The sequence below is a fragment of the Verticiella alkaliphila genome, assembly GCF_018904615.1.
Lineage (GTDB): Bacteria > Pseudomonadota > Gammaproteobacteria > Burkholderiales > Burkholderiaceae_B > Verticiella > Verticiella alkaliphila.
In genome coordinates this window covers 1-5,877 of the sequence record NZ_JADCNH010000077.1, presented here as the reverse complement: position 1 = coordinate 5,877, position 5,877 = coordinate 1, and the positions used below count along the sequence as shown (strand labels likewise).

7 protein-coding genes and 1 pseudogene are annotated in these 5,877 nt (G+C 69.7%); 3 read left to right on the top strand and 5 right to left on the bottom strand.

Going from position 1 to position 5,877, the window contains the following annotated elements:
- Positions 1–76: 76 nt before the first annotated feature.
- Positions 77–475 (bottom strand): annotated as a pseudogene (locus tag IMZ29_RS22015) (NAD(P)H-dependent oxidoreductase subunit E); the annotation flags it as partial.
- 131 nt (positions 476–606) lie between these two features.
- On the opposite strand from IMZ29_RS22015, the gene IMZ29_RS22010 reads away from it, so the two are divergent.
- From IMZ29_RS22010 to mobA, 3 genes are read left to right on the top strand one after another with little or no spacing between them, the layout of a single operon-like run.
- Positions 607–1,683: a substrate-binding domain-containing protein gene (locus IMZ29_RS22010; protein WP_216188374.1), complete on the top strand. Its 1,077-nt coding sequence runs from the start codon at positions 607–609 to the stop codon at positions 1,681–1,683.
- Positions 1,680–2,789, top strand: a complete 1,110-nt coding sequence (gene moaA, locus IMZ29_RS22005; protein ID WP_216188372.1) for a GTP 3',8-cyclase MoaA — start codon at positions 1,680–1,682, stop codon at positions 2,787–2,789. Before IMZ29_RS22010 ends, moaA begins: the two co-directional genes overlap by 4 nt.
- Complete coding sequence (gene mobA / locus IMZ29_RS22000; protein ID WP_216188370.1) at positions 2,782–3,399, top strand: molybdenum cofactor guanylyltransferase MobA; 618 nt, start codon at positions 2,782–2,784, stop codon at positions 3,397–3,399. Before moaA ends, mobA begins: the two co-directional genes overlap by 8 nt.
- Here mobA and IMZ29_RS21995 read toward each other — a convergent pair.
- From IMZ29_RS21995 to IMZ29_RS21980, 4 genes are read right to left on the bottom strand one after another with little or no spacing between them, the layout of a single operon-like run.
- On the bottom strand, positions 3,372–4,577 hold the full coding sequence (locus IMZ29_RS21995; RefSeq protein ID WP_216188368.1) for a molybdopterin molybdotransferase MoeA: 1,206 nt from the start codon (positions 4,575–4,577) through the stop codon (positions 3,372–3,374). The two genes, mobA and IMZ29_RS21995, sit on opposite strands and share 28 nt — an antisense overlap.
- 16 nt (positions 4,578–4,593) lie before the next feature.
- The gene (gene moaB / locus IMZ29_RS21990; RefSeq protein WP_216188366.1) at positions 4,594–5,094 is read right to left on the bottom strand and encodes a molybdenum cofactor biosynthesis protein B; all 501 of its coding nucleotides are present in this window, start codon (positions 5,092–5,094) and stop codon (positions 4,594–4,596) included.
- Entirely contained in the window at positions 5,091–5,573 is a 483-nt protein-coding gene (locus IMZ29_RS21985; RefSeq protein WP_216188364.1) for a molybdenum cofactor biosynthesis protein MoaE, read from the bottom strand. The genes moaB and IMZ29_RS21985 overlap by 4 nt, the downstream gene beginning before the upstream one ends.
- Before the next feature lies 1 nt (position 5,574).
- On the bottom strand, positions 5,575–5,862 hold the full coding sequence (locus tag IMZ29_RS21980) for a MoaD/ThiS family protein (protein WP_216188378.1): 288 nt from the start codon (positions 5,860–5,862) through the stop codon (positions 5,575–5,577).
- Positions 5,863–5,877 lie beyond the last annotated feature (15 nt).

Sequence of the window (5,877 nt, the reverse complement as noted above, 5' to 3'; positions counted from 1 at the left end):
ATCGACCTGCAGACGCGCGTCGTGCTGCCGCTGAAGGATCTGAAGGACGTCAACAAGCGCATGGCCACCGGCGAAGCTGCGCGCACAGCCCCAGGCAGTAGACCGCCTCGAGCGTGCAGGTGCCATCCGGCGTGGTCTCGCCCAACGCGCATCCCACGGCCTCCTGCGCATGCGCAGCCAGGGCGTTGCCGCCCCGCGATTGACACGCTTCCGCCCGGCACACCTTCAGGTGGATGCGCCCAGCAGGCTCCGTGCGGAAATCCGGGTAGAAGCTGATGACGCCGTGCACTTCCGCACGCGAGAGATTCAAGGCGTCGGCGACGGTCGGCACGGCCGCCGCCGGAATACAGCCCAGCCGATGCTGAAGATCATGCAGGATGGGCAACAGCGCGCCGGGGCGCGCGGCATGGCGCGCAAGGGCTTGCTGGACGGCAGCGTCCACGGCCCCCGGCGAATGGCGCGGGATCGCAGTCATGACAGTCTCCGGCGGAGCGCTTGCGTGCGCGCCCTCGTCTCATTATTCTGTTCTCAGCTGCATATAAGGCAGTGCACGCCAAGGCTTGGCCCACTGTAGCCAGCTTCGACGGCCACTTCAATAAGCACCGAATGACATATAACTTCCGCGTCGGCCTGCGCCCGGACTGGTTTCTCGCCCAGCCCGAAGGCGATGCCGTCCCCCTGCACGCCATGCTGGCGCTCCTGGGCGCGATCGACGCCACAGGCAACATCGCCGGCGCCTGTCGGCAGTGCGGCGTCTCGTATCGCCACGCCTGGGGGCTGTTGCGCCGCTTCGAGGCGATCTTCGGCACGGCGCTGCTCATCACCCGCCGGCGCCAGGGCACCCAGCTGTCACCTTTCGCCGAACGGCTGCTCTGGGCCAACCGCCGCATCGCGGCTCGCCTCACGCCGATGCTGGACAGCCTCGCCTCGGAGCTTCAGGAAGAGCTCGAACGGCTACTGCCCGAATCCGAACCTCACCTGCGTCTGCACGCGAGCCACGGTTTTGCCGTCGAGGCCCTGATGGCAAGGCTGTCTGCGACCACCCCGCCCGTCGAGCTGCGCTACCGCACGGGGCAGGAAGCCCTGGCGTCGCTCGCCCGAGGCGAGTGTGACGTCGCGGGCTTTCAGGTGCCCGTTGGTGAATTCGCCCAGCCGATCCTGCAGCGCTACGCACCCTGGCTCGATCCTGACGACACGCTGCTCGTGCACCTGGCCGTGCGGCGCACCGGCCTCTTCGTCATGCGCGACAATCCCAAGGCCATCCAGGGCGTGGGCGACCTCGCCCGCGAGGACGTGCGCTTCGTCAACCGTCAGCCCGGCTCCAGCACGCGTCTGCTGGTGGACCTCATGCTCGCCGAGTCCGGGATTGCGCCCGCGCAGGTGAGCGGCTACGACATCAGCGAATTCACGCACATGGCGGTGGCCGCGCACATCGCGAGCGGCATGGCCGACACGGGCGTCGGCGTGCAGACGGCGGCTGCGCGCTTCGGCCTGGACTTCGTCCCCCTCGTGGACGAGCGCTACGTGTTCGCGATCCGGCGCAACCTGCTTCAGGCACAACGCATGCAGGGGCTGCTGGCCACGCTGCGCAGCGACGCGTTTCGCGCCGACATGCAGGCACTGGCCGGCTACGACGCGACGGACGTGGGCCGCACGATGACGGTGATGGAGGCTTTTGGATGACGGCGCGCGTGATACCTGTGGTGCGGGCCGAGGCGCCACGCCTGGCGCATGCGCCGGACGCCACGTCCTTGGCCGGCCTGGTGCCAGGCACGGACACGCGCGGGCGGCCCTTGCGCGACCTGCGCATCTCCGTCACGGACCGCTGCAATTTTCGCTGCAGCTACTGCATGCCACGCGAGGCGTTCGGGCCGGATCACCCGTTCCTGCCGCATGCCGATCTCCTCAGCTTCGAGGAGATCGCGCGGCTCGCCGGCATCTTCGTCGCCCGCGGCGTGCGCAAGCTGCGGCTCACGGGTGGCGAGCCGCTCATGCGGCGGCATCTGGAGAACCTGGTCGCCCTGCTGTCCCCACTGCGCACGCCGGACGGCGCACCCGTGGACCTCGCCATCACCACCAACGGCAGCCTGCTCACGCGCAAGGCCGAGGTGCTCGCCGCGGCCGGCCTGCGCCGGGTGACGGTGAGCCTGGACGCGCTGGAGCCCGGCCGGTTCCGGGCGCTCAGTGACAGCAACATCCGCGTGGAGGACGTGCTGGCCGGCATCGACGCCGCGGCAGCCGCTGGCCTGGGCCCGGTCAAAGTCAACGTGGTGGTGCGCGGCGGCGTGAACGATGATCAGATCCTGCCCATCGCCCGGCACTTTCGCGGCAGCGGCCACATCGTGCGCTTCATCGAGTACATGGATGTGGGCACCACCAATGGCTGGCGCGCGGACGAGGTGGTCACCGGCCGACGCATCCTGGACACGATCGGCGAGGCCTACCCTCTCGAACCCTTGCCGGGCAATGCCGTGGGCGAGGTCGCCCGGCGCTGGCGCTATGTCGATGGCGCGGGCGAGATCGGCGTCATCACCAGCATCAGCCAGACCTTCTGTGGCGACTGCAACCGCGCCCGACTCTCGCCGGAGGGCGGCCTGTATCTGTGCCTCTTCGCCGAACAAGGCCACGATCTGCGCGCCCTGCTGCGCGACGGCGCCGACGATGCGCGCATCGCGGCCGCCGTCGATGCCATCTGGCGGGCGCGCACGGACGCCTACTCGGAGCAGCGTGCGGCCCTGGCCCCGTCGCGATCGCAACGGCGCATCGAGATGAGCTACATCGGTGGCTGAATTCCCGCCACGCAACGCTGCAGACATCACCGGCCTCATCCTCGCCGGCGGCGAGGGCCGCCGCCTCGGTGGCGTGGACAAAGGACTGGTGCGACTCGATGAGCAACCCCTGATCGCGCACGTGCACGCGCGCCTTGCGCCGCAGGTCGGCACCGTGTGGATCAGCGCGAACCGCCACCAGGCGCGCTACGCGGACTGGGCAACACAGGTATTGTCCGACGCACCGGCCGTATCGGGCAGTCTGGGGCCCCTGGCCGGCGTCGCCACCGCCCTGGCCGCCGCCCGCACGCCATGGCTGGCCACGGTGGCCTGCGACATGCCGTGGCTGCCCACCGATCTCGTCGCCCGACTCGCGGCGGCCGTAGGCCCGGATCGGCCGATCGCCGTTGCCCGCACGCCGGGCGGCAGGCAGCCGGTGTGCCTGCTCATCGCCACGAGCCTTGCCCCGCACCTGATGCGTTATCTGGCCGACGGCGAGCGCCGGGTGGGCGCCTGGCTTGCCAGCGCTGGCGCCGTCGACGTGGATTTCCCGGATGAGGCCGGCTTTGCCAACCTCAACACGCCCGACGAACTCGCTGCGGCTCAGCGCAGCCAGTCGTCGAACGCGTAGTAATCGACCACGTCACCGTCACCACGCTGGGCGTGAGCAGGGATGCGCGCGAGCCCGTGGGCCCATGGCAGGGCACTCATGATGCCCGAGGTCTGCCCAGCATGCGGCGCCACGGTCAAGCGTGCCTCGTCATCCGTGTCGGCCTGCACCCGCAGGAAATTGTCCCGACCTTCGCCGAACGGCTTGCTCGTGCGAAGGACAGCCCGCCGCACCGGTGGAAATACCGACGCCCTGCCCTGCATGCGCCGCACCAGGGGAGACACGAGGATGGCCATGACCGCGTAGGCCGACACCGGGTTGCCGGGCAGACAGACCACGGGCTTGCCGGCGACCTGCCCCAGCGCCACCGGCTTGCCAGGCTTCATGCGCACCTTCCAGAGGGCGAGCGCCCCGCCCAGCGATTCGAGCACGGGCTTGACGAGATCCTTCTCGCCCACCGACACGCCGCCCACGCTGATGACAAGGTCACATCCGGCGGCAAGCTCGGTGAAGGCACGTGCGAGGTCCCCTTCCGTATCGGCAGCATGCCGCGCCAGCGCCACCTGCGCACCGAGCCCTTCGAGCAGCGCGGTCAGCATGGGGGCGTTGCTGTTGAAGATCTGCTGCGGTTCGCGCGCCGCGCCCCCCGGCACGATCTCGTCGCCGGTGGTGAGCACGCCCACGCGCAGCCGAGGCCATACCGGCACCTGGGTGATGCCCTGCGCGGCCAGCACGGCCACGTGCGCCGCGGTGAGACGCGCGCCTGCCTGCGCGAGCACGCTGCCCAACACCACGTCCTCGCCCTGACGGCGGATATGTTGCCCCGCCCGCGGCATCTCGGTGAAGCGCACACCCCGCGCGTCTTCCACCGCATCTTCCTGCATGATGACCGCGTCCGCCCCGGCCGGCATGACGCTGCCGGTGAAAAGGCGAATGGCCTGCCCCGGCGCCAGCGGCTCCGGCATCTGGCCGGCGTAGCAACGCTGCTGCACCGGCAGCACGCGCTCGGGCGCGACGTCCGCCAGGCGCACCGCATAGCCGTCCATGGCGCTGTTGTCCTCGGGCGGCATCGCGAGCGTGGCGGTCACGTCCGCAGCCAGCACCCGGCCCACGGCCTGGGCCAGCGCGCACGGCTCGGCCACGGCGGGCGCTTTCCCTGCCTCGGCCAGCTGCCGCTGGGCGGCATCGACGTCAAGCATGCTCGTGCGCTCCGTCTCAGTCCTCATCGGGGAACTGCGTGGCGAAGTTGCACGGGCGATGTGCCACGTCGAACTGCTCGCGCAGGATGCCTTCCCACGCCGTCTCGCACGCGTTGGTCGAGCCCGGCAGGCAGAAGATCAGCGTCTTGTTGGCCTGCCCGGCCAGCGCGCGGGATTGCAGCGTGGAGCTACCGACCTCGGCATAGGAGATTTGTCGGAACAATTCGCCGAAGCCGATGATCTCCTTGTCGAGCAGCGGCAGCACGGCCTCGGGCGTGGAGTCGCGATGCGAGAAGCCCGTACCGCCCGTGGTCACCACGATCTGCACCTCGGGATCGGCGATCCAGTCGCTCAACACCTTGCGGATCTGGTAGATGTCGTCCTTCACGATCTGGCGCGCGACGCACCGGTGCCCGGCCTGCGCCAAGGTTTCGGCGAGATAGTTGCCCGAGGTGTCCGTGCCCGCGTCGCGCGTATCGCTCACGGTCAGCACCGCGCATCGGAGGGATTTGCTCATGGTGTTACTCCATCGTTGTCGCCTGTCGCTGCCCACGCATCGGTGCGCTCGCGGTCATCGGCCTTCTGTTCAACCCAGAACCGCTCCCCGCTCGCCAGCTCCTCGCGCTTCCAGAATGGCGCACGGGTCTTCAAGGCGTCGATGAGGAATTCACACGCCCGGAACGCCTCGCCGCGATGCGGCGAGGCCACCCCCACGAAGACGATCTGTTCGCTGCGGGTGATGCGTCCCACGCGATGGACGATGGCGAGTGCGGCCACGCCCCAGCGTTCACGCGCGGTGTCGGCAAGCTCGCCCAGCACCCGCTCACACATGCCCGGGTAGTGCTCGAGGATCAGCGCCTCGGTGGCGTTGTCGCTCGCGAAATCGCGCACGTAGCCGGTGAAGGTGACCACCGCGCCCGCGGCGGGCCCGGCCTGCTCTCGCAACTGCGCGAGCAAGGCACCTGCATCGAAATCGGCTTCCTGAACGCGGATCATCTCAGCCCCCCGTCACCGGTTCGAAGACGGCCACTTCATCGCCCGGCACGATGCGCGTGTCAAGACGGGCGTGTTGCTGGTTCACGGCCAGCTTCAGGCGCGACACCGGCTCGATCTGCGGGAATCGCTCACCCAGGGCTCGCAGCAACTGCTCGCCCGTGCCCGGCTCGGCCCAGGGCCAGGTCTGCTCGCGGGTGCCGACCTGCTCGGCGATTCGGGCGAAGAAGACGAGACGCAAGGCCGCCCCGGCCGCTGCCGTGCCCCGTCGGCGCGGCCACCGCGCGGGCAGACGGCTACCGGCAGG

What these genes read in the sequence shown, in the direction of transcription:
- IMZ29_RS22010 (WP_216188374.1), top strand. Translation starts at nt 607, where the DNA reads ATGACATATAACTTCCGCGTCGGCCTGCGCCCGGACTGGTTTCTCGCC.
- moaA (WP_216188372.1), top strand. Translation starts at nt 1,680, where the DNA reads ATGACGGCGCGCGTGATACCTGTGGTGCGGGCCGAGGCGCCACGCCTG.
- IMZ29_RS21995 (WP_216188368.1), bottom strand. Translation starts at nt 4,577, where the DNA reads ATGCTTGACGTCGATGCCGCCCAGCGGCAGCTGGCCGAGGCAGGGAAA.
- moaB (WP_216188366.1), bottom strand. Translation starts at nt 5,094, where the DNA reads ATGAGCAAATCCCTCCGATGCGCGGTGCTGACCGTGAGCGATACGCGC.
- IMZ29_RS21985 (WP_216188364.1), bottom strand. Translation starts at nt 5,573, where the DNA reads ATGATCCGCGTTCAGGAAGCCGATTTCGATGCAGGTGCCTTGCTCGCG.